This is a genomic window from Thalassolituus sp. UBA675 (assembly GCF_002297765.1).
In the GTDB taxonomy this organism is placed as follows: domain Bacteria; phylum Pseudomonadota; class Gammaproteobacteria; order Pseudomonadales; family Oceanobacteraceae; genus Thalassolituus.
The window spans coordinates 13759-34194 of the sequence record NZ_DBNJ01000009.1 but is presented as its reverse complement, the minus strand read 5'-3'; the positions used below and the strand labels follow the sequence as shown (position 1 = coordinate 34194).

18 protein-coding genes and 4 tRNA genes are annotated in these 20436 nt (G+C 51.0%); 10 read left to right on the top strand and 12 right to left on the bottom strand.

Annotated features, from left to right (window positions below; all coding sequences use genetic code 11):
* Positions 1-10: 10 nt before the first annotated feature.
* From B3007_RS04090 to B3007_RS04080, 3 genes are all read right to left on the bottom strand, one after another.
* Complete coding sequence (locus tag B3007_RS04090; protein ID WP_068435937.1) at positions 11-334, bottom strand: DUF6482 family protein; 324 nt, start codon at positions 332-334, stop codon at positions 11-13.
* A gap of 86 nt (positions 335-420) precedes the next feature.
* Positions 421-714 (bottom strand): hypothetical protein, encoded by a 294-nt coding sequence (locus B3007_RS04085; protein WP_297531797.1) that lies wholly within the window; start codon positions 712-714, stop codon positions 421-423.
* 84 nt (positions 715-798) lie between these two features.
* Entirely contained in the window at positions 799-1521 is a 723-nt protein-coding gene (locus B3007_RS04080) for a Bax inhibitor-1/YccA family protein (RefSeq protein ID WP_301378370.1), read from the bottom strand.
* 95 nt (positions 1522-1616) lie between these two features.
* On the opposite strand from B3007_RS04080, the gene nhaR reads away from it, so the two are divergent.
* A complete protein-coding gene (gene nhaR, locus B3007_RS04075) occupies positions 1617-2522 on the top strand; it encodes a transcriptional activator NhaR (protein ID WP_068435934.1) in 906 nt (301 codons plus the stop codon).
* A 57-nt stretch (positions 2523-2579) separates the two neighbouring features.
* On the opposite strand, the gene B3007_RS04070 is transcribed toward nhaR, so the two are convergent.
* From B3007_RS04070 to queA, 6 genes are all read right to left on the bottom strand, one after another.
* Entirely contained in the window at positions 2580-3710 is a 1131-nt protein-coding gene (locus B3007_RS04070) for a putative solute-binding protein (RefSeq protein ID WP_301378367.1), read from the bottom strand.
* A 396-nt stretch (positions 3711-4106) separates the two neighbouring features.
* Positions 4107-5018, bottom strand: a complete 912-nt coding sequence (gene secF / locus B3007_RS04065) for a protein translocase subunit SecF (RefSeq protein ID WP_297531804.1) — start codon at positions 5016-5018, stop codon at positions 4107-4109.
* Positions 5015-6877: a protein translocase subunit SecD gene (gene secD / locus B3007_RS04060; RefSeq protein WP_297531806.1), complete on the bottom strand. Its 1863-nt coding sequence runs from the start codon at positions 6875-6877 to the stop codon at positions 5015-5017. The genes secF and secD overlap by 4 nt, the downstream gene beginning before the upstream one ends.
* Positions 6878-6938: 61 nt before the next feature.
* A complete protein-coding gene (gene yajC / locus B3007_RS04055) occupies positions 6939-7295 on the bottom strand; it encodes a preprotein translocase subunit YajC (protein WP_139325749.1) in 357 nt (118 codons plus the stop codon).
* A 53-nt stretch (positions 7296-7348) separates the two neighbouring features.
* Positions 7349-8515 carry a tRNA guanosine(34) transglycosylase Tgt gene (tgt, locus tag B3007_RS04050; RefSeq protein WP_297531810.1) on the bottom strand — a complete coding sequence of 389 codons (1167 nt, stop codon included), beginning with the start codon at positions 8513-8515 and terminating at the stop codon, positions 7349-7351.
* A 2-nt stretch (positions 8516-8517) separates the two neighbouring features.
* On the bottom strand, positions 8518-9561 hold the full coding sequence (gene queA / locus B3007_RS04045; protein ID WP_297531812.1) for a tRNA preQ1(34) S-adenosylmethionine ribosyltransferase-isomerase QueA: 1044 nt from the start codon (positions 9559-9561) through the stop codon (positions 8518-8520).
* Positions 9562-9715: 154 nt separating this feature from the next.
* On the opposite strand from queA, the gene B3007_RS04040 reads away from it, so the two are divergent.
* From B3007_RS04040 to B3007_RS04025, 4 genes are all read left to right on the top strand, one after another.
* Positions 9716-9800: transfer RNA gene (locus B3007_RS04040), tRNA-Leu, on the top strand.
* Between the two features lie 62 nt (positions 9801-9862).
* Positions 9863-9949, top strand: a tRNA-Leu gene (locus B3007_RS04035).
* Positions 9950-10004: 55 nt separating this feature from the next.
* A tRNA-Leu gene (locus B3007_RS04030) sits at positions 10005-10091 on the top strand.
* A gap of 211 nt (positions 10092-10302) precedes the next feature.
* Entirely contained in the window at positions 10303-11907 is a 1605-nt protein-coding gene (locus B3007_RS04025) for a methyl-accepting chemotaxis protein (RefSeq protein ID WP_301378364.1), read from the top strand.
* Positions 11908-11952: 45 nt separating this feature from the next.
* Here the strand turns inward: B3007_RS04025 and B3007_RS04020 are convergent, their stop codons facing one another.
* Positions 11953-13911: a sensor domain-containing diguanylate cyclase gene (locus B3007_RS04020; protein ID WP_068444104.1), complete on the bottom strand. Its 1959-nt coding sequence runs from the start codon at positions 13909-13911 to the stop codon at positions 11953-11955.
* Between the two features lie 163 nt (positions 13912-14074).
* On the opposite strand from B3007_RS04020, the gene B3007_RS04015 reads away from it, so the two are divergent.
* Together B3007_RS04015 and B3007_RS04010 are read left to right on the top strand one after the other, a co-directional pair.
* Positions 14075-14608, top strand: a complete 534-nt coding sequence (locus B3007_RS04015; RefSeq protein WP_301378361.1) for a TlpA family protein disulfide reductase — start codon at positions 14075-14077, stop codon at positions 14606-14608.
* Positions 14609-14650: 42 nt separating this feature from the next.
* Positions 14651-15484: an SDR family oxidoreductase gene (locus B3007_RS04010; protein ID WP_068444101.1), complete on the top strand. Its 834-nt coding sequence runs from the start codon at positions 14651-14653 to the stop codon at positions 15482-15484.
* On the opposite strand, the gene zapE is transcribed toward B3007_RS04010, so the two are convergent.
* Positions 15485-16600, bottom strand: coding sequence for a cell division protein ZapE (zapE, locus tag B3007_RS04005; protein ID WP_068444099.1), 1116 nt, complete (start codon positions 16598-16600; stop codon positions 15485-15487).
* A 106-nt stretch (positions 16601-16706) separates the two neighbouring features.
* Positions 16707-17342, bottom strand: a complete 636-nt coding sequence (locus B3007_RS04000) for an alpha/beta hydrolase (protein WP_068444097.1) — start codon at positions 17340-17342, stop codon at positions 16707-16709.
* A gap of 153 nt (positions 17343-17495) precedes the next feature.
* Here B3007_RS04000 and cysD point away from each other — a divergent pair, with 153 nt between their 5' ends.
* The 3 genes from cysD to B3007_RS03985 all read left to right on the top strand — a co-directional run bounded on the left by cysD (position 17496) and on the right by B3007_RS03985 (position 20295).
* Entirely contained in the window at positions 17496-18404 is a 909-nt protein-coding gene (cysD, locus tag B3007_RS03995) for a sulfate adenylyltransferase subunit CysD (protein ID WP_068444094.1), read from the top strand.
* Entirely contained in the window at positions 18404-20014 is a 1611-nt protein-coding gene (cysN, locus tag B3007_RS03990; RefSeq protein WP_301378358.1) for a sulfate adenylyltransferase subunit CysN, read from the top strand. Before cysD ends, cysN begins: the two co-directional genes overlap by 1 nt.
* Positions 20015-20218: 204 nt before the next feature.
* Positions 20219-20295 (top strand) — tRNA-Met (locus B3007_RS03985).
* Positions 20296-20436: the final 141 nt, after the last annotated feature.

The window sequence follows — 20436 nt, the reverse complement described above, 5'->3', positions numbered from 1 at the left end:
AAGGAAAGATCTACTCGCTATCGTTCGCAGCAAAACCCAGGCCATTGCGCCCCAGCGGCACCTCCATCCGGTTGCTTCCCTGTCGCGTGGGCTGATTCACCATCTCGTCGTAGGCGCTTTCATGCCGCAACACCATATCCTTGACGTTGTAGCCTTCGAATAGAGCTTCAATTTCGAGGGTATTTCGGGCGCGCAATGGTTTTCCTTTCTTGTCAGAGACCAGCAGTTCTTGTCCATCAACCAGGACATTCACCTGATAAAGAGCAAGATCAAGCGACACAATAATGACCTTTTCTATGGGATCTCGTTTATTCAGTTTCTGGAATTGAATCATAGTCTCACCCTAGCCTTTGTATAACTTAAGTATAAGTTATCAGTAACCCCAGCGAATGAGAAGCTGCTCGTAGATGAGGAAGCGCGTTAGTCACCTTGTCGGGTGCGTTTGATGAATCTGGCGTAGCAGTCTGTGTCTACCAAAGTGAAAATGCTGTAGCGCTTTTCGCCAAACTTCACATAGCTCGCAACTTCTTTATGGCGACTCGTGTTGTGTTTCTTGAGAACACGGGCGGGATGGAAGATTTCGCCTTGCTTACGAAAGTAGCTGAGGGCTTTTTCGTCTGACGCGGCCTTTGCGTCACGGTCTGAGCACACGGGCAGAGCCAAGACCGCGGCGCTGTATACGGAAGCCAAGACTAAAAACAGGAGTATCTTCATACATTCAGCTTAGCCCAGAAACAAAAAAGCCGCAGACCTCAGGCCTGCGGCACACCCTCATGAGCACAGAGAGTCAGAGTGTTATCAATCGTCTGAGCCGAATACGCCCAACAGAACAAGGAGGTTCGCAAACAGGTTGTAGATCGCGACATACAGACTGACTGTCGCAAGAACGTAGTTAGTCTGGCCACCACGCACGATGCTGTTTGTTTCATAGCTGATCAGTGCAGCACTCAGCGGAATGACAATCGCAGAGATAGCCAGCGAGAGAGCCGGGATGTTAAACAAGTATCCGACCACGCCACCAATGATGGCTACGATAAAGCCTGCAAACAGAGTCTTGCCCCAACCAGACAGGTCTCGCTTAGTAGACATACCAAATGCGGACATCAGCAGGAAGGTTACGCCCGTGCCGCCCAACGAAAGGCCAATGGTCGCGCCACCGCTTTGCATGCCAGCAACCATGTTCAACATTGGCCCAAGGGTAAAGCCCATGAAGCCAGTAAAAACGAAGGTCAGCGCAATACCAGCAACGCTGTTAGCTGTTTTATGAATAGCAAACATAAGACCGATAGCTACAACCAGAGTCAGCAAACCCAAAGAAGGCGCGTTCACTGCCATAGAGACACCCGCCATAGCGGCACTGAATACCAGCGTCATGGCCAGAAGCGCGTAGGTGTTACGCAGTACTTTTTGTGCATCAGGTGCAAAGGTGTTGCCACCGGTACCAGCCTGATACTGATCAACCGGTATGCTACGTGCAACCGGCTCGTTGTTTTCTGAATTCAGATAATCGGGACGTTTCATAGTCTCACTCCTTTTTTGATTTACGTATTGTATGACGCGTTTTACAACAATAATATTCGTATTAACTATATATGATATATCGGTTTTTACGAAGTATGCACAGACTCAACTATAAGCACCTGCACTATTTTTTCGCGGTCGCAGAAAGCGGTAGCATTCAGGCGGCTGCAGACCGCCTTGCTATCACACCGCAAACCATAAGTGGGCAGCTCAAATTACTCGAAGACGATCTGGGCGAAGCGTTACTGCGCCGCAATGGTCGTAACGTCGAACTGACCGACGCGGGCCACCTGGCATACGAATACTGCAAAGACATATTCCGCTTAGGCGAAGAGATGCAGGAAGTCATGCAGCAGGGGTTGACTACACGCCCGGAAGAGCTCAGGGTGGGCATCGTAGACGCCCTGCCCAAGTCAATTACTCACCAGCTGCTTGCCCCTATCATCGCCAAGAATCCACAGATGAAGCTGATATGCCGAGAAGAGCAGATGATCACACTTCTGGGCGAACTGGCGGTGCACAGACTTGATGTCGTGCTGGCCGATAGCCCCGTGCCACCGGGCATGAACATACGCTGCTTCAGCCATGAGCTTGGTGCCAGCCGGCTTGCGTGCTTTGCTAATGGTCGCTTGCTGGAGGGCAAGTCATTTCCGGAGTGTCTCGTGGATGCACCGCTTCTGATACCGACCGGCTCTTCATCGACGATGCGAACAAACCTGCTGAGCTGGCTCAAACGCCAGGGAATTTCGATGCGAATTGCCGGAGAATTCGATGACTCGGCACTGCTTAAAGCGTTTGGCAGTGAAGGACATGGGTTCTTTTTTGCGCCGGAAGTCATCACAGAAGAGATCTGTCGTCGCTACGACGTCAACGTTGCAGGTACTGTCCCAGAACTACAGCAAGCCTTCTACGCCATCGTTGCTGAACGGCGTCACAGTCACTCTGCCGTGCTTGAATTAACAGAGCACAGTCGAGAACATTTTTGCTCTGAGAACGGTTAATTATTAAAAAAGGCAGCCTGAGCTGCCTTTTGTTCGCTTGTACACACAACATCAGGATTACTCCTTCGGATTACTGCACTCGCTACGGGAAGGGTCAAACTTACAACGAATCTTGCGTTGCAGCCTGAGCATTGCCGGATCGTAATACCCTTCCTCACGGAGTTTGAGACGAACATCCAGAGAATGCTTTTCCAGTGCAGCGATATCCTGAGCACTGTCTTTTGCCCAGAAAGACTCTGGAACAAGCGCCATTTCGTTATCAACGCGACGTGCATAGTTATCGAACTTGAAGAGGAAGTCTTCACGCAGAATCTGAGCAAGCCCCGGAGGAAACTTTTCCGTACGGCCAACCAACTGAATGGTTGATTGAGCGACAGGCGTATCGAGGATGGCGACGTCACCAGAAATCTGACCACTACCCATCACCAGATAAGCAACAATCGGCGACATCATGCCCGCAACTTCATTGTCGGCGTATTTCTGAACGTTGCTCATCATATCGCCGACCACAGCATCAGCACCGAAGGCTTCGGTCAGCCGAGCCATCCCGGGGTCAAACGACTCGGTTGCTATCTTTTTGCCTTTAAAGCTGGCGAGTGAACGGTTACTACGATCGGCACTGTAACGGAAAGAGGAACCCAGAGTAGCCAGGCCGAGTACAACGTAATTATCATCGCCGAGGCGCTGTGCCATGCGCGGATTCGCAATCACCTGCATCAGCAGTTGAACCTGCTGGCGACTCTGCAAACCACCAACCGACTCAATGGTGCCAGCAAAACGGTTGAATTCCATTGCAGCAACACCACGAATCAGGGCGGCATCACATTCTTCGCCGCTGCGAAGCGCCTCGACAAGCTCAGATTCATCCTGATAAGTTATAACAGTGAGGTCCATTCCATAATGAAGAGAACGCAACTTCTGATCTTCAACAGTCGAGGAAATCGGACCAGTTTTACCCAGCGGGTCCCAGACACAGAACGTCCTCAGGATACGGCCGTTAACCATTTCATCCTTCTGCAATTTCTTGAGCGCACGTATGCGCTTCTCAAGCGGCAGATTGGGGTTCATTACTGTTGCTTCGAGCTTTGCGTTTCGTCGGGATTCGAGATCGTCAGCCGCATAAGTGAGTGTTGCGGACGACAGAAACAAAAGACCAAACAGAGTGGCAAACAAGGTTCTGACGTTCATTCTGCTTCCTTCATTATTCTTCTGATAGCTGATTATGATGGCTCACTGGCTTTTGCCCCCAAAAGGTCAGTAGAGAATCAGCAATGCGGCAGCATACCGCTTTCATTATTGTTATAAAGACAAATCCGACTAACTGTCCCTTAATGACACAAGTTTTGCCGCAAACGTCCTGTTTTGCTCCATCCCGAAGCTTATGTTCCGACCCTACCCGGGACACCCCCATGCCATCCAGTTACATATTGATACCATTCAAATGGCGTAAAATGCAACGCGCCAGTCATGAATGGCGTACGCCGTTACAACAGTACGTCTAAAACAGACGTATGAGTATCTGACCGATAGAACAACAAGAGCGGCTGGGCCGCTCTTATTCATTCCGAAGATAGTAAACCGAAACTAAGGAGCCTCGTCACCCTCTTCTTCTAGCTCTGGCGGTAGCAGGTCTTCGCGACTGACATTGAATGCCAGCAGCAGGTTCGCTGCGATATAGATGGATGAGTAGGTACCTACGCCAACACCGATCGTGAGCGCTAATGCAAAGTTATGGATGATATCCCCACCCAGGAACAAGAGCGCAAGCAGCACAAGAATGGTCGTCAAGGAGGTCATCAATGTCCGCCCCAGTGTCTGGGTCAGTGATTCATTGATGATCTCAGCCGGAGACCCGATACGCATCATACGGAAGTTCTCACGTATCCGGTCAGAGACAACAATGGTGTCGTTCAGCGAGTAACCGATAACGGCGAGCAAGGCTGCCAGTACATTAAGATCAAACTCCCACTGGAAGAGCGCAAACATACCAACAATGATAAGAACATCATGGAACAAGGCCATGACCGCACCGAGTGAAAACTTCCACTGAAAGCGGAATGCGACGTAGGCCATTACGACGAAAAGCGCCACCAGCATGGCGATACCGCCCTGATCACGCAACTCCTCACCAACACTTGCGCCGACAAATTCGCTACGCAGCAATGTCAGTGAATTATCTTCGACATTCGTCTGCAACAACCCGAGAACTTCGTTACCCAGGTCATCACGGAAGGACTCAGACATACGAACCAGAACATCGGTCTCAGAACCGAAGTTCTGCACGACAACATCACGGTAGCCTGCGGTATCAAGGACCGATTTCACCTCAGAGAGAGGAACTGGGGTTTCGTATTCCACTTCAAGCAGCGTACCGCCAGTGAAATCGAGACCGAAGTTCAGACCGCGCATACCAATAGCAACGACCGAAATCAGTAGCAACGTTAGTGAAATCGCCGTCGAAATATGACGGAAACGCATAAAGTTCACAGTATTCATGCCTTACCTCCAATCGACAGGCGCTCTACACGGCGACCACCGTACAGCAGGTTAGTCATTGCACGGGTCACCATGACCGCAGTGAACATAGACGTCAGGATTCCGAAAGACAGTGTGACGGCGAACCCTTTAACCGGACCAGTCCCCACTGCAAACAGAATCACAGCAACAATCAGCGTGGTCAGGTTGGCGTCGAAAATGGTCAGGAAGGCACGGTCATAACCTTCATGAATTGCCTGCTGAGGCGACCGGCCATTTTTCAGCTCTTCCCGTATTCGCGAGAAGATAAGCACGTTCGCATCCACCGCCATACCCACAGTCAGAACGATACCGGCAATACCCGGCAAGGTGAGGGTCGCACCGATAATCGACATCAGGGCAACCAGCAGAACAAGGTTCACCGCAAGAGCAATATTCGCGATAAAACCAAACGCGCGGTAGAACACGAGCATGGCAATCAGAACCAGAGCAAGGCCTGCCATCACAGAGCGTGCGCCCATTTCGATGTTTTCAGCACCCAGGCTTGGACCTACCGTCCGCTCTTCAACAAAATCCATCGGTGCAGCAAGCGCACCGGAACGAAGCAGCAATGCCAACTCATTCGCTTCAGCGGACTGCAGCCCGGTGATACGGAAGCTACTGCCCAGGACGCTTTGAATCGTGGCAAGAGAGATGATCGATTTCTCGACAACCTGAATCGTCTTAGGCTGCTCTACGCCATCGACCATCTCGTAGGTTGTCTTCGGTTTACGCTCGACAAACAGCACAGCCATACGACGCTGAACCGCTTTCTTGGTCACCTGCGTCATACGCGCAGCGCCTTTGCTGTCGAGACTGATATTTACCTGAGGGAAGCTGTTCTCATCAAAGCCAGAGCTGGCATTGGTGACGCTGTCACCTGTTGTAATGACTTTTTTCTCAAGACGCGCAGTGCGGTTCTGGTTGTCACGGAAACTATATTCTTCCGTCGCAAAGCGGCTGGCACCCGGTTCTGCTTCAAGGCGGAATTCAAGATTCGCAGCCTTACCCAGAATTTTCTTGGCCTCAGCTGTGTCCTGCACGCCCGGCAGCTCAACCACAATTCGGTTGCGGCCCTGACGCTGAACCAGTGGCTCAGCAACACCAAGTTCGTTAACACGGTTGCGCAGCGTCATGAGGTTCTGTTTAAGAGCATAGTCTTCGAAATCACGGACTTTCTGCTCAGTGAGCATCAGGATCAGGTCGAAGTTGCCATCGACCTCTTCTTCCTGAGGAAGGAATTCACCAGGGTAATTGCGATTAATAAAAGTTCGGGCCTCGCTGCGCAAAGCTTCCTGGCGGAAGCTCAGTCGAACCTTAGTGCCTTCAACAACAACCCGACGATATTTAATATCTTCCTGACGCAGGCTGGTTCTCAGGTCTTCACGGTAGTTCGTGATACGCCCGGAGACATACTCATCCATATCGACTTCCATCAGGAAGTGAACACCGCCACTCAGGTCAAGGCCCAGCGTCATAGGGCCAGCACCAAGATTGACCAGCCAGTCCGGCGTTGTCGGTGCGAGGTTCAGAGCAACTACAAACTCATCCCCCAGCTTACGCTGGATGGCTGATTTTGCAGGGAGCTGTGCGTCAGAGGATTCGAGTCTCAGCAGCGCGGTGCTGCCATTTACTTCTTCGCCAAAATAACTGATCCCCGCGTCATCCAATGCTTCGCGAACGTTATTCAGGGTGGCAGACGACATTTCAGCACCAGCGCGCGCTGGCGTTACCTGAATTGCTGCGTCAGGTGGGTAGAGATTAGGGGCGGCGTAGATGAACGCCAGTGCAACCACCACAAGAATGAGGAGGTTTTTCCACAGTGGATATTTATTGAGCATACAACTGCCCTATTCCTTCAGCATAAAAAACGGCCTCTGAAGAGGCCGTTACAGGGATTGGTCAGGCTTTTACTTCTTTGATAGTGCCTTTAGGAAGTACTGCAGTGACAGCAACTTTCTGGACAGGGAACTGGACACCGTCAGCCACTTCAATGACAGCGAACTCTTCAGTCACTTTGGTCACTTTACCGAGCATGCCGCCGGCGGTAACGACTTCGTCGTTTTTCGCCAGACCTTCGATCAGGTTTTTGTGTTCTTTCTGACGTTTTGCCTGTGGACGCCACAGCATAAAGTAGAAGATCGCTGCAAAGCCGAGCAGGAATACCCAGGAAAAGGCATCGCCCATTGCAGGCTGAGGTGCGGCCTCAGCAAAAGCAGTTGCAGGAACAACAGCAAACAGCGCCATTAAAGCTTTCATTCAAATTTACTCCCAATGTTCAGGCATCGCCTGTAATTAAAATCGTTGTGGTCTCAGCCTTCCGGTGTATCCAGCGGCGGCACTTCCCGGCCGCGGCGAGCGTAGAAGTCTGAAACGAATGCGGCAAATGTACCTTCTTCAAGAGCACTGCGCAAACCGGCCATCAGAGTCTGATAGTAATGCAGGTTATGTATGGTATTGAGCGTTGCACCAAGAATTTCACCGCACTTGTCGAGGTGATGCAGATACGCGCGACTGTAGTTTTTACAGGTGTAGCAATCGCATTCAGCATCGATAGGACCAGTATCAGTCTTATTGGCGGCATTCCTGAGTTTTACAACCCCATTGTGTGTAAAAAGGTGCCCGTTGCGCGCATTCCTGGTTGGCATAACGCAGTCGAACATATCAACGCCCCTGCGCACACCTTCCACGAGATCTTCCGGTTTGCCAACGCCCATCAGGTAGCGTGGTTTGTCTTCTGGCATCTGAGGTGCGGTATGGCGCAGGATACGCATCATGTCGTCTTTAGGTTCACCGACGCTAAGGCCACCGATCGCATAGCCATCGAAGCCGATATCCATCAGCCCCTGCAAAGATTCGTCCCGCAGGTCCTCATACATACCGCCCTGAATAATGCCGAACAACGCGGATGGGTTATCGCCATGCGCGTCTTTTGAGCGCTGAGCCCAACGCAGAGACATACGCATGGAGTCTGCGGCCTCCTGAGTCGTTGCCGGGTAAGGCGTACACTCATCAAAAATCATGACGACATCTGAACCGAGGTCGCGTTGAACTTCCATTGAGCTTTCCGGCGTCATCAGAACCTTGTCACCGTTTACCGGCGAAGCAAAGGTAACGCCCTCTTCTGTGATTTTACGCATATCGCCAAGGCTGAACACCTGAAAACCGCCGGAGTCAGTGAGAATAGGCTTATCCCAGCCGATGAAATCATGCAGATCGCCATGCGCCTTAATTATCTCGGTGCCGGGACGTAACATCAGGTGAAAGGTGTTACCCAGAATAATGTGAGCACCCAGCGCCTCGACCTGCTCAGGGTTCAGGCCTTTGACTGAACCATAGGTTCCAACAGGCATGAAAGCAGGCGTCTCTACCTTTCCTCGGGGAAACGTGATGGTGCCGCGACGCGCAAAGCTGCCACCCTCGTCTTTCGGCGTATCCGTGCCATGCAGTTCAAACTGCATAAAGCATTCACGAGTCATAATCAGCTCCCGCTTGATTGGTGCAGGCGACACGGCATAAACATAGCGTCACCATAACTGTAAAAACGATATTCATTGGCTACCGCATGGTCATAGGCAGCAAGCGTTCCTTCACGACCGGCAAACGCAGACACCAACATAATCAGAGTCGATTCAGGCAAATGGAAATTCGTGATCATGGCATCAACACTGCGGAATTCGTATCCGGGGTAGATAAAAATATCCGAGTCTCCCTGAAACGTTTCGATTGCCCCGCTGCGACTGGCCGACTCAAGACTTCGCACCGAGGTCGTACCGACTGCAATAACACGCTTACCCGCCGCCCTTGTCGCCCTGACAGCCTCGACAACATCTTCAGGAACTTCAATGTACTCTGAATGCATATGATGCTCGTGAATGTTATCGACTTTCACGGGCTGAAAGGTACCGGCACCGACGTGCAGGGTCACAAACGCAAAGTTCACTCCCTTCGCTGTCAGGCGCTCAAGCAGGCCGTCATCAAAGTGCAGACCGGCCGTCGGCGCAGCTACGGCGCCTGGCTTCTCTGCATACACCGTCTGATAACGCTCGCGATCTTCTTCAGCATCTTCCCGCTCCATATAAGGAGGCAAAGGCATGTGTCCGACGTCTTCAAGGATATCCAGTACTGGGCGCTCAGAAGTGAAGCGCAGATGAAACAAGGCTCCCTCGCGGCCAACCACCTCTGCATCTTCGCCGCCGAGAGAAATCAGCTGTCCCGGTTTCGGAGAGCGCGAACTACGAAGATGCGCCAGAACGTCATGTTCAGAAACAACGCGTTCAATCAGAGCTTCCAGCTTACCGCCCGACGCCTTTTCACCAAACAGACGCGCTGGAATCACCCGGGTGTTATTGAACACCAACAGGTCACCCGGCTCGATAAGGGACTCGATATCGCGAAAGATGCGGTCGTCTATCTGTTGTTGCTGCGGATCAAATACCAGCAACCGCGAAGCACTGCGTTCAGCAGCAGGATGTCGGGCAATCAGGTGATCAGGAAGCTCGAAGCTGAAGTCACTCGTTTTCATTCATTAGGCCTGAGGATAGCGGGCGGAGTATGCGCGTAAAACCGGACGCAAGGTTACCCGAGATAATTTCCTAAGTTAAGGAAATACTTAGAAAAAATTGTTGACGTTCGGAAAATACTGAGTAATATACGCGGCCACTGACCGATACTGATTTGCCAGAGTGGCGAAATTGGTAGACGCAGGGGATTCAAAATCCCCCGCCTTCGGGTGTGCCGGTTCGAGTCCGGCCTCTGGTACCAATATTTCAGTACCAACGGATCTTTCGGTCAGTGAAGAATCTTCGCAAGAAGAATCTTGTTTTGCCCAGGTGGTGGAATTGGTAGACACGCTGTGTTCAGGTCGCAGTGAGCTTACGCTCGTGGGAGTTCGAGTCTCCCCCTGGGCACCATCAACAACCTACCGTGTTGATGGCGCTGTAGACGACGATGTCGTCACACCCTTTTGCCGAAGTGGTGGAATTGGTAGACACGCTGTGTTCAGGTCGCAGTGGGCTAACGCCCGTGGGAGTTCGAGTCTCCCCTTCGGCACCATTCAATGGTTATCTTCCCCAACGTCTTCTAAGCAGCAGATCAACCAGATCCTCAGGTTAACCTGACTTTCTTATATACCGCCTCCTCATAAATATCCTTTCAGGCCACATGGGCTATTCTTCAAAGAGGACAAAGCGGAGAGTTCTCTATGGTTTCTAGTTCACGTTTGATAGCTGGATCAATACTGGCCGGCATCTTGGCGGGCATCGTTATGGGTTTTGTAACTCATGGAGCAGGCTCAGAGCCAACGCTGGCCTTCATACTGAGCGCAATTGTTGCGACTTCTGTGACTGCCCTCCTCCAATTCAGGCTGGTACTTAAACCAACAACAGATCTCATATCGAACCTGAACGCTTCGATAAAAGGCGACAGACACGATATCAAACCAACCGCGAATTGGCTGAACGATGCGACTCAAGACATCAACAGCTATCTGGCTTCAGCAAGAAAAGTACAACAGGACCTCGCAGAAAACGGTGGCCATATCGCCATATCCGCAGCTGAAATGTCATATGCGGCAGACAAGCTGCAAAAACGAATTCACGACGAGGCAAAAGACAGTGAGCAGATAGTCCACAGCACGGGTCGGATATCTAACACTATGGAAGAAATGCTGGAGCAGACACGAGAAGCCGCGCGTGCAACCAATGAAGCCATGGAGATTAACCGCGCAGGCAGCGAGGCCATCAACCGTACGATTCCGAAAATGGAAGAGACCCGCGATCAGGTGCAGAGCAATGCAGAACTTATTTCCAATCTTGAAGCCAAATCTGAAAACATCAGCAAGGTAACAAGCATCATTAATGATATTGCAGAGCAAACCAATCTGCTGGCATTAAATGCTGCCATCGAGGCTGCACGAGCTGGTGAACAGGGTCGAGGATTTGCCGTGGTCGCTGACGAAGTGCGTGCTCTGGCTGGGAAGACATCAGATGCGACCGAGCAGATCGGCACCACCGTCGCCCAAATCAATCAGGAAGTGAAACTCGCAGCAGACAACAGTAGCAACCTGATCAAAGTCATTGATGAGGGTGTAAGTATGACGCGTGAGCTGAATGATCATCTCATTGAAATCAACAAACGCGCCGACAACATACAACATGCCGTCAATGCGCTGGTCGAAAACATGAACGATAATACCGGGCATATTCAGCATATTTCCGGAATCATCGGACAAACTTCAGCCCACTATCAGGAAACTGAGAACGAAGTTGCTTCCATTGCTGATAAGTCATCCGGTCTATCAGAATCCGCAGAGAGCATTTTCGAATCTTTCGGTAGTGGTAATTTAGGTGAACCGCACGACACGGTTAAAGCTGAAGCGTTCAGTGCCGCTGAGGCGATTGGTCAACTATTTGAACAAGCAATTGCCAGCGGAAAAATCTCACACGACGCCCTCTTCAGCCGCGAATATCGTGATATTCCCGGGACAAATCCCAAGAAATTTTCCACAGATTTCGATGCCTTTACTGATGAGCTATTACCTGACATCCAAGAGCCGATATTACAGCGTAACGCCTTCATCGCATATGCTGGTGCTGTCGATGATAATGGCTACTTCCCGACTCATAACAAAAAATTCGCTCAGCCTCTGAGTGGTGACTACCACAAAGACCTGGTGAACAATCGTACCAAGCGTATCTTCGACGATCGCACAGGGTCACGCTGCGGCAGCAATCAGAATCTGTTTTTGCTCCAGACTTATAAGCGTGACACTGGCGAGGTAATGCATGACCTTTCAGTGCCAATCTGGGTTAATGGCAAGCATTGGGGTGGCTTCAGAGTGGGATATGCCAGCCAGATGTCCATCCAATAAGATAAAATAAAACAGGCGAGGGTAACTCCCTCGCCTGAACTTATCCTAAGACCAACACTCCACACGGTTACGTCCATTCTCTTTCGCGCGATATAGCGCTTCATCTGCTTTTGACAGCCAGGTTTCAGGACTATCAGCATCATCAGGAATCGCCGAGTGACAGCCCACGCTGATGGTTACACGGAAGCCATCTGCGATACGATCAAGATTAATAGACGCCACAGACAGGCGAATCGCTTCAGCAATAGACGCAACCTGTTCCTGGCTCAACCCCGGCAGTACCACTGCAAACTCTTCGCCACCGTACCTTGCAACCGAATCTTTATTTTCAATCGTTTCACTGATCGCCCCAGAAATGCAGCGTAGAATTTCATCACCCGCCTGATGGCCATAGGTATCGTTAACCTGTTTGAAGTGATCAATATCCAGCAGCAGAATCGAGAAGTTGGCCATATCATGGCGAGCCAGTGCGAATTCCCGATCAAGAAAGTCGTCAAAGAAACGCCGGTTTCTTACATTTGTAAGCGCGTCCGTCGTACTCATACGCTCAAGCTGTTCGTTTACATTCTCAAGCTCCAGTGTTCTCTCCCGAACGCGTCGCTCCAGTGTCTCTGTTGCCCTTTTTTGGATATCGAGGGCCTTAGCCTGTGCCTCTCTCGCAGCCCGTTCGTGTTCAAGCGCCTTCTCCTGCGCTTTACGCGCGTTACGTTCCTGATCCAGGGCCTCGGTCTGTGCCTTACGAGCTAATTTTTCATGTTCCAACGCACTGATCTGGGCTTCGTAACGCTCACGCTTTTCCTGATTAAGACGATCGGCCAATGCAAACGACAGCAGAATAACTTCCATTGCAGAGCCGATCTGAAGCGAATTTTCTGTAAAGAAGTTTCTGGGAATAATGTTGAATTTATTAAGGGCGAGAACGATGCCGCCAAGCAGGAAACTGGTCCAGGCAATGGTGTAATAACGCGCTGCGACAAACCCTTCAGCCCAACGCCTTACGCCAAGTACGATAGCGCCGATCATCGCAAGCATAGCGACAACAATCAGTACCCGAATCAGGGTGTGATAAACCACCAGGTTACTCAAAAATACGATGCCGATACAAATCAGAATCAGCAGCCCGATCAGCTTATTAAAGAACGACTGATCGGTATGAAGATAGAGAAATTTTCTCGTGAATATGCCGGCAAAAATAATGACGCCGGATAACAGCACAATAATACTTTGATCGTTCCAGTGAATCGCTGAGGGCCATAAGTACTGGAAATTGATGCCCTGCAAACTACCGAGAAAACCCGCCATACAGCCGACATAAAGAACGTAAAAAAGGTAATTCCCCTCTTTAACTGAGAAAAACACAAAGAGGTTATAAAACACCATGATGAGCATAATGCCGTAATACAGACCCAGCCCGAGAAGCTGATTCTGATCATGCACAAAGAAGTCACGCTCATCCCAAAGCGTCATAGGTACCTGCATTGAGCTGGAGGTTTCTACCCGGAAGACCCATTCCTGGACATCGCCCGGATCGATCTCGAACGGAATCAGAAAATGACGATGGGGCAACAGGCGATCACTGAATTCCTGCTTGTCTCCCAGACTAATAAGCTGCCACTTACCGTCGTTGGTCTTCCGGTACAGATCAATATAATCAAGAACAGGATACGAGATACTGATCAAGCGGCTGAGGTGCCTGTGACCGGAGTTGGTCAGATTGAATCGGAACCAATAAATTGAGTTGGTATAACCGAAGGATAAGTCCTCTCGAGCTGCTTTCCAGCCCAGGCTCTCTTCATCACCAATCACCAGGTCGCCGGAGGTATCCTCAACGTAGCGGGTAATAAACGCCAGGTTCTGACCTGACTCTGCTTCGGCGACATCAAGCACATTGTTATCTGGAGAATAACCCGGTATCGAAGCCACTCGTGCTGACGCGTCGCTAATTCCAACCAAATGCAATAGTAAACCCAGCAGCATCGCAATCAGCGGCTTCTGTAATTTCATTCCTATTCCCTCTGCAAATACTCATTAAAGTGTAGACGACACTGTCAGTCCTGCAGGGGCATAAACGAAAACCACCCGAAGAGGTGATCTGGCTGAAAAGCCCGGATTGTCAAATACAAGGATACCGCTCAGAATACAGTCTCAATTTTTCAGGGAAACTGTTATGCCAGTTGCTACGCGTTTTCTTTCGATCATGAAGTTATTCACTCGCCTGCTCGCAATACTGCTGCTGACCGGGGGGGGCTGGGTACATGCAGAAAGCCAGATCAATGCACCGGAATTTACGCTGAGCACACTAGACGAAAAGCGCCAAATATCTTTAAAGGATTATCGAGGAAAGGTGATTTACCTGGATTTCTGGGCATCCTGGTGTAGTCCATGCCGTAAATCATTGCCCATGCTCAACGAACTAAGAAATGAACTCAAAGATCGTGGGTTTGAAGTTCTGGCTCTTAATGTCGATGAAACCCGTGAAGAGGGTCTTCGCTTCCTGAAAGAATACCCGGTTGATTACCCGACTCTGTTCGATAACGAAGGAACGGCAGCAACCTATCAGTTGCGAGGTATGCCAACCGCCTTCCTTATTGACCACAACGGCAAGCTCCACAGCCAGCACGTTGGCTTTAACCCAAAAGATATGGGCAGCATCCGAGAAGAAGTTCTGTCTTTGCTTGAAGCCGCAGAAAGTGCCAGATAACAAAGACTGCGTAGTAACAGATTCAACGACGGAGAAACGGACATGACCACGAGAAATGTGTTTATTACTGGCTGTTCAACAGGTATTGGCAGAGCACTGGCGCGCGCCTGTATTTCTCGTGGAGATACTGTTGTGGCGACGGCCCGTAATGTGGATGACCTGCAGTACCTTGATCATGACAATGCCATACGGATGGCACTTGATGTAAACGACGACTCTGCCATCGAACGTGTTTTTGAAGAAGTAAGCGCACGACTTGGTCATATCGACCTTCTGATCAACAATGCCGGTTATGCCGCGATGGGGCCCGTGACCGAGCTATCCCGCGAGAAGCTTCTCCGTCAGTTTGAAACCAACGTACTTGCCCCTGTAAGTGTCACGCGACAAGCGCTACCGATGCTGAGAGCTTCAGATAACGCTCAGGTGGTTAACATTGGCTCTGTTTCTGGCATCCTGACGACTCCTTTCTCGGGCGCCTATTGCGCAACCAAAGCTGCTTTACACTCGCTGAGCGACGCCATGCGTATGGAGCTTGCGCCTTTTGGTATTGAAGTAATTACAGTCCAGCCAGGGGCGATTCAGTCCAGTTTCGGCGATAACTCCCTGGCAGGGGTCAGCGGCCTACTCATGCCCGATTCTTTATTTAAGGCAGTCGAAGATAAAATCCGGGAACGGGCGGTCGCGTCTCAGCAGAACCCCACCACAGCGGAAGCCTTCGCCAAAGAAATGCTACTGCGCATCCAGGGGCACCCTGCCCCTGAAATCAGAATTGGAAATGGCAGCACAGCATTACCGCTGTTGAAGCGTTGGCTGCCTCTACGTATGCTGGATCGTATACTCAGCCGTAAATTTGGGCTTGACCAGTTGAAAGGCTGATCAGTCCGGACGGTGCTCGCGGGCAAGATAATCGTGAGACTGCATCTCCAGCATCCGCGATGTCGTGCGCTGAAATTCAAACTCCAGTTTACCAGTGCTGTATATCTCAGGGATTGACGCATCGGCTGACATAATCACTTTCACACCGCGATCGTAAAACTCATCAATCAGATTGATAAAGCGGCGCGCAAGGTCGTCGTTCTTCGAGCCCATAGCGGGCACGTCTGAGACAATAACGGCATGAAATAGTTTGCCGAGTTCGATGTAGTCATTCTGTGAACGTGGTCCATCACAGAGGGCATAGAAATCGAACCAGGCAATATCATCACACACGGCTTTCGCCGGTATTTTGCGCCCAAGAATCTCAACGCTGGCGTTAGCTTCGACATGGCGCGGGTCGGCTATCAGTCCCTGAAAGCTTTTCTCCAGACTGGAATTCGCATCGCCATCGAGCGGGTAGTGGTATAGCTCGGCCTGCTCCAGTGTTCGCAAACGGTAGTCCACGCCACTATCGACGTTAACTACTTCGGTAAATTGATTGAGAAGTTTGATAGCTGGAATAAACCGGTCGCGCTGCAGGCCGTCCTTATACAGACCGTCAGGCACGATATTAGAGGTCGCGACCAGAGTAACACCTCGGTCGAACAGCTCCTGCATCAGGCCACCAAGAATCATAGCGTCACCGATATCAGACACGAAGAATTCGTCAAAGCAGATGACCCGTGCTTCTTCAGCGATCTGGTCAGCGACCACAGTGAGTGGATTCTTGGCTCCGGCAAGCTTCGTCAGGTCACCGTGAACACGCTGCATAAAACGATGGAAGTGTGTGCGCATCTTGCGCTTAAAGGGCAGCGCGTCGTAGAAAGTATCAACAAGGTAAGTCTTGCCGCGGCCCACGCCGCCCCAGAAGTAAATCCCCTTCTCTGGTTCAGGCTTTGTCCGGCTCAGCTTTTTCGACAGTTTACCCAGAACGCCCTGTTTTGAACGGCGCTGCTCAGCGGCCACAAGGTCATCGTAAAGACGCTGAAGATGCTTTACCGCCATCTCCTGAGCTGGGTCATATGAAAAATCGTCGCGCAGCAGATCTGCCTGATACAGTTCCCACGGGGTAGACACGGACACTCTCCAATAAGGATTTTCGGGGGGCGAAATTTACCGCCCGGGCTGCAAAAGTGCAAATGAAGCGGCTCTCAGCCACCTGCCTTACTTAACATTCCTTCTATTAACCTTCGGCGAACACCGACAACTCTTCCGTCAGGGTGGACTTCAGATCGGTAATACGACCATGGAAAAAGTGACCAGCTCCCTCAAAAACCAACCAATGAGGTTGAGGAACCACCAGCTGCACCCACCCCTCGACTTCATCAAATGGCACGACTTCATCGGCATCGCCCATCAGGACCCAGGTTTCAATTCCCTGCGGCAAAGTAGTCGGAGCATCGAAGTGATGAACCGCAGGCGCGATCAGAACCAGTCCATCAATCGTTTCGGCATGATCACATCCATACAGACAGGCCATGCCGGCACCAAACGAGAACCCAGCGAGAATAATCCGCTCCCAACCAAGCTCTTCTTTCGCATAACGGACGGCTGAGGCGACATCCTGCTGCTCTCCAACGCCATGATCATGCTCGCCGTCGCTGCTGCCAACGCCCCGGAAGTTAAACCGGAGTGTGTTCAGCCCCAGGCCTTTCGCTGCCCGAGCTGCCGTTGTGACCACTTTATTGTCCATAGTGCCCGAAAATAATGGATGAGGGTGACACATCACCAGTCCGGTCCTGGCACCATCGATTTCCATCACTCGGGCATCAAGCTGTCCCTCCGGGCCCGGAATCGCAACGGTCCTCTCTGTTCCCATAACGCAACCTCTCTGAAATTTATGGATTCGAACACCATATTGTTATAGCTATTTGTTATCAATAGCGCCTTTTTATATACCTCACGCCTTGGTATATTTGCTTCAAATTTATTTTGCCGGTTTTATACCTTTCAGAGAGCTAACAGGCCAACCATGACCGACTACAATCTGACCCACCTGAAACAGCTAGAAGCGGAGAGTATGCATATCATCCGCGAAGTGGCTGCCGAATTCGATAACCCCGTAATGCTTTACTCCATCGGTAAAGACTCTGCGGTGATGCTGCATCTTGCGCGTAAGGCTTTCTACCCAGGCAAGCCGCCATTCCCACTGATGCACGTGGATACCACCTGGAAGTTCCGGGAGATGATTGAGTTCCGCGACAAGATGGCGAAAGAAATTGGTATGGAGCTGATCGTTCATACCAACCAGGAAGGCGTTGAACAGGGTATTGGCCCGTTCACTCATGGCTCATCAAAGCATACTGACGTTATGAAGACCCAGGCGCTGAAGCAGGCCCTGGATAAGTACAAGTTCGATGCTGCCTTCGGTGGCGCCCGCCGTGACGAAGAAAAGTCCCGTGCAAAAGAGCGTGTCTACTCTTTCCGAGACAGTAAACACCGCTGGGATCCTAAGAACCAGCGTCCAGAGCTGTGGAACATCTATAACGGTAAAGTAAACAAAGGCGAAAGCATCCGTGTTTTCCCTCTGTCAAACTGGACCGAACTCGATATCTGGCAGTACATCTATCTCGAAGATATCCCACTGGTACCCCTGTACTTTGCTGACAAGCGTCCTGTCGTCGAGCGCGATGGCATGCTGATTATGGTCGACGACGACCGCATGCCTCTTGAAGAAGGCGAAGTCCCAGAGATGAAATCTGTACGTTTCCGTACCCTGGGTTGTTACCCGCTGACTGGCGCGGTTGAATCTGAAGCCGCAACACTCCCTGAGATCATTCAGGAAATGCTGCTGACCACCACATCAGAACGCCAGGGCCGCGCCATTGACCACGACTCATCAGGTTCGATGGAGAAGAAAAAACAGGAGGGGTACTTCTAATGTCACACCAATCCGATCTGATTGCTTCCGATATCCTTGAGTACCTGAAGCAGCACGAAAACAAACAAATGCTGCGTTTCCTGACCTGCGGAAACGTGGACGACGGCAAATCCACTCTGATCGGCCGTCTGCTGCACGACTCGAAAATGATCTATGAAGATCAGCTGGCAGCGATCGAAAAAGACAGCGCTAAATCCGGCACTACCGGTGAGAAAATCGACCTGGCCCTGCTGGTTGATGGTCTCGCCGCTGAGCGTGAGCAAGGCATTACCATTGACGTAGCTTACCGCTACTTCTCTACCGCCAAGCGTAAGTTCATCATTGCCGACACCCCGGGACATGAGCAGTACACCCGCAACATGGCGACCGGCGCGTCGACCTGTGACCTGGCGATTATTCTGATTGATGCCCGTTACGGCGTGCAGACTCAGACTAAGCGTCACAGCTTTATCGCTTCTCTGCTGGGCATCAAACACGTGGTAGTTGCGGTTAACAAGATGGACCTGATGGACTTCAGTGAAGACCGCTTCAATGAAATCCGCGAAGACTACCTTGAGTTTGCCGGCAAACTGAATCTGGAAGACATCCGCTTTGTACCTATGTCTGCCCTGGACGGCGATAATGTTGTAGAACGCTCCGAGCGCTCAACATGGTTCAAAGGCCAGACTCTGATGGAGATTCTTGAGACCGTCGAAATCGACGAAGATAAGAACCTTGAGAACTTCCGTCTGCCAGTGCAATACGTAAACCGCCCTAACCTCGACTTCCGCGGCTTCTGCGGCACGATTGCCGCAGGCACAATCAAGCCCGGTGAAACCATCATGGCACTGCCATCGCAGAAGACCAGTAAGGTCGAAAGCATTGTCACCTATGAGGGTAATCTGGAAGAAGCATTCGTTGGTCAAGCGATTACACTGACCCTAGAAGACGAAATTGATATCAGTCGCGGTGACGTCATCGTTAAAGCGAATGACCTTCCAGAAGTAGGTAGCAAGCTGAACGCAAACATCGTCTGGATGACCGAAGGCGCAATGGTGCCAGGCAAGCCCTACGACCTTAAGTTTGCCTCCAGCGCGACAACGGGTACCTTCACTCAGATCCATCACCTGATCGACGTGAATACGCTTGAGCACAGTGTTGCTGAACAAGTTGCGCTCAATGAGATTGCCCTGGTTGAAGTGTCTCTGGATAAAGCGATTCCATTTGATACCTACGGAAAAATCCCGGGTACAGGCGCCTTCATCATTATTGATCGCCTGAGCAACGTCACCATCGGTGCTGGTATGATCGTTGGTGCTGCAGCGGCTGACGGCAGCAACACCTCGCCTGTGTCTGCTGACGAAAAAGCACGTCGCTTCAACCAGAAGCCTGCCATCGTTGCAGTGAACGCCGCTAATGCAGAAGACATCGTTGATGCTCTGGATCGTCGACTGTACGAGATGGGCCGTGTTTCCGGCATTGCTACTGCGGAAACCGCTCAGGTTCTGAAAGCGAATGGTCTGGTTGCTTTGGTTGCCGGCGGTGCTGACGGCGCTGATATCAGCCTGGCAGCAGATCAGGAATCTCTGGACAACCTGATCGCCGACCTGCAGGAGCAAGGTATCATCTGATCCCAGGTCAATGCTGATACCCCAAAAGCCCGGATTCCGGTGGTAGAGAAAGCCTCTGCTATCAGTCTCTGGGCTTTTTTATGCGTGTAATCCGGATATCCGGTAAGCCGTTGAAATTCATAACGAAAAACTGTTGACAGAGTTAAAAATGGTGGCATAATACGCGCCACTTGAGACGCACACGCGACCAAGGAAGTTTGAAGTGGCTATGTAGCTCAGCTGGTTAGAGCACAGCATTCATAATGCTGGGGTCACTGGTTCAAGTCCAGTCATAGCTACCACGAATTCTTAAGGCCCCGACGGTTAGTAACCGCTTCGGGGCTTTTTTTTGCCTGTTTACTTTCGTACACAAAACCCACACACGACCTTACCTGGGTTACGCTATTCTGAGAACTGATCATCATTATCGTCTTCAAGGCGAT